Origin of the sequence: Vibrio sp. V42_P2S4T144 (assembly GCF_009904715.1) — a bacterium.
Taxonomy (GTDB): domain Bacteria; phylum Pseudomonadota; class Gammaproteobacteria; order Enterobacterales; family Vibrionaceae; genus Vibrio; species Vibrio alginolyticus.
On sequence record NZ_WXWS01000090.1, the window covers coordinates 1 to 2,381 of the forward strand.

2 protein-coding genes and 1 pseudogene are annotated in these 2,381 nt (G+C 45.1%); 2 read left to right on the forward strand and 1 reads right to left on the reverse strand.

Annotated elements, in window-relative coordinates:
• Positions 1-93 precede the first annotated feature (93 nt).
• Positions 94-855: a TatD family hydrolase gene (locus CAG68_RS02870; RefSeq protein ID WP_017635020.1), complete on the reverse strand. Its 762-nt coding sequence runs from the start codon at positions 853-855 to the stop codon at positions 94-96.
• Positions 856-1,039: 184 nt separating this feature from the next.
• Here CAG68_RS02870 and hemB point away from each other — a divergent pair, with 184 nt between their 5' ends.
• Positions 1,040-2,101: a porphobilinogen synthase gene (gene hemB, locus CAG68_RS02875; RefSeq protein ID WP_031777176.1), complete on the forward strand. Its 1,062-nt coding sequence runs from the start codon at positions 1,040-1,042 to the stop codon at positions 2,099-2,101.
• Between the two features lie 127 nt (positions 2,102-2,228).
• Positions 2,229-2,381 (forward strand): annotated as a pseudogene (locus CAG68_RS02880) (GNAT family N-acetyltransferase); the annotation flags it as partial.

The window sequence follows — 2,381 nt, forward strand, 5'->3', positions numbered from 1 at the left end:
GTTCTACTATTTCAACGGGTTGAATCGTTCATTCAATAGTTTAGGTGATAAAAAAGCGACGTTGATTTCGTCGCTTTTTTCAATTCTCGTGAATTAAATATTAAACAGCGTTTTGGCATTCTCAGTCGTTATGGCATCGATGGTTGCGATGTCGACATCACGCAAGTCGGCAACACGTTGTGCAACGAGAGAAGTGTAGGCTGGTTCATTACGTTTACCACGGTGTGGCACCGGCGCTAAATATGGACAGTCAGTTTCTAAAATGACCCACTGCATATCCAAATGTGGAATGACTTTATCCATCCCGCCATTCTTAAAGGTTGATACGCCACCTAAGCCTAAGTGGAAGCCTAGCTCATTGATTGCTTGTGCTTCTTCTAAGCTGCCTCCAAAACAGTGGAATACACCACGCAGACGACCATCTTGCTCTTGTCGTAGCAAAGTGAGTGTTTCTTCAATCGAATCACGAGTGTGGATAACGACCGGCAAATCCATCTCTTTTGCCCAGTCAAGTTGAGCTACGAACGCCATTTCTTGCTCAGCACGATAGGTTTTGTCCCAATACAGGTCGATACCGATTTCGCCCACCGCAATAAACTTGTGTTTCTCAAACCAGCCGCGGATGATCTCCAACGTTTGCTCAACGTTGTTATCCACATAGCAAGGGTGCAGCCCCATCATTGAGTGGCATACGTCAGGATATGCCGCTTCGGTTTTTAGCATGGGCTCAATTGAGTCCAGATCGATGTTTGGCAACAGGATTTTATTAATGCCTTGCGTTAAGGCGCGTTGTACTACTTCATCGCGGTCGTTATCAAATTCGCTAGCATAGATGTGCGCGTGGGTATCGATCATCGTTACTCTCTGTGCTTCATGGTTGGTTTCGTATTCGAAGTATACTTGAGTGTGAGTGCTGGGTCATTTTCAGTTTTTTTCATTACCTTTTTCCAGATTGTCACTCGCAACATGCATCAAGAGTGATATGATTTTGTTCACCAGATGATTTGATCATCATAACCGTCCAGACAAGGAGAAAATGGTGTCTGTATCAATTCAAGGTCCATTCCCTGCACGCCGTATGCGTCGTTTACGTAAGCACGATTTTAGTCGTCGTTTGATGGCTGAGAACCAACTTTCTGTTAATGATCTGATTTATCCAATGTTCATTCTTATGGGTAAAGATCGTCGTGAGAGCGTGGAGTCCATGCCGGGTGTAGAGCGTTTGTCGATTGATTTAATGCTAGAAGAAGCACAATACCTTGCAAATCTAGGCGTTCCAGCAATCGCGCTTTTCCCTGTCGTAAACCAAGACGCTAAAAGCTTATGTGCTACTGAAGCCTACAACCCAGAAGGTTTGGTTCAGCGAGCAGTACGAGCGCTTAAAGAACACATTCCTCAAATTGGTGTAATCACAGACGTGGCACTCGACCCATTCACGACACATGGCCAAGACGGCATCATCGATGAAGATGGCTACGTAATGAATGATGAAACCACAGAAGTATTGGTTAAGCAGGCTTTGTCTCATGCAGAAGCTGGTGCTGACGTAGTCGCGCCTTCAGACATGATGGATGGCCGAATTGGTAAGATCCGCGAAGCATTAGAAAACGCGGGCTACATTCATACTCAAATCATGGCTTACTCGGCTAAGTACGCATCGAACTACTACGGACCATTCCGTGATGCGGTTGGCTCTTCTTCAAATCTAAAAGGCGGCAACAAGAAAAACTACCAAATGGACCCTGCAAACATTGACGAAGCGATCCATGAAGTGGCGCTAGACATCAATGAAGGTGCGGACATGGTGATGGTTAAACCTGGTATGCCATACTTAGATGTAGTTCGCCGAGTTAAAACCGAACTTCAGGTACCGACGTTTGCTTATCAGGTGTCTGGTGAGTACGCGATGCATAAAGCGGCGATCATGAATGGCTGGCTCAAAGAGCGTGAAATTGTGATGGAATCACTATTGTGCTTCAAACGTGCAGGTGCAGATGGCATCTTAACGTACTTTGCGAAAGACGTTGCTGAGTGGTTGGCAGAAGAGAATGCACAAACTGCTCAACACCTAAATCGTACTCCGGAAGCGACAGAAGAGTAATTATCGCTCAGTGAGAAATACCAGACCAACAAGAGTTGTTCGTCTGTATATACCCAAGTAACCTCAGGCGGATTACAACAGTAACAATCCAAGGTGCTTGGGTATTTTTATTTTGGAGAAGAGAACAATGACAATGCTGATTCGTGAAGGCACATTGGAAGAAGCACTTCAAGTTGTGGCGCGTGTTACCGAGTTTTCGAAAGGAGAAACGGTAGACTCCATGACTCAACGTTTAGAAGAGAAAAACAGTTTAATCCTCGTTGCAGAAAAAAATGGCACG

Bases quoted from the DNA above. Each gene is read 5' to 3' on its own strand.
- CAG68_RS02870 (WP_017635020.1), bottom strand. From the start codon at position 855: ATGATCGATACCCACGCGCACATCTATGCTAGCGAATTTGATAACGAC.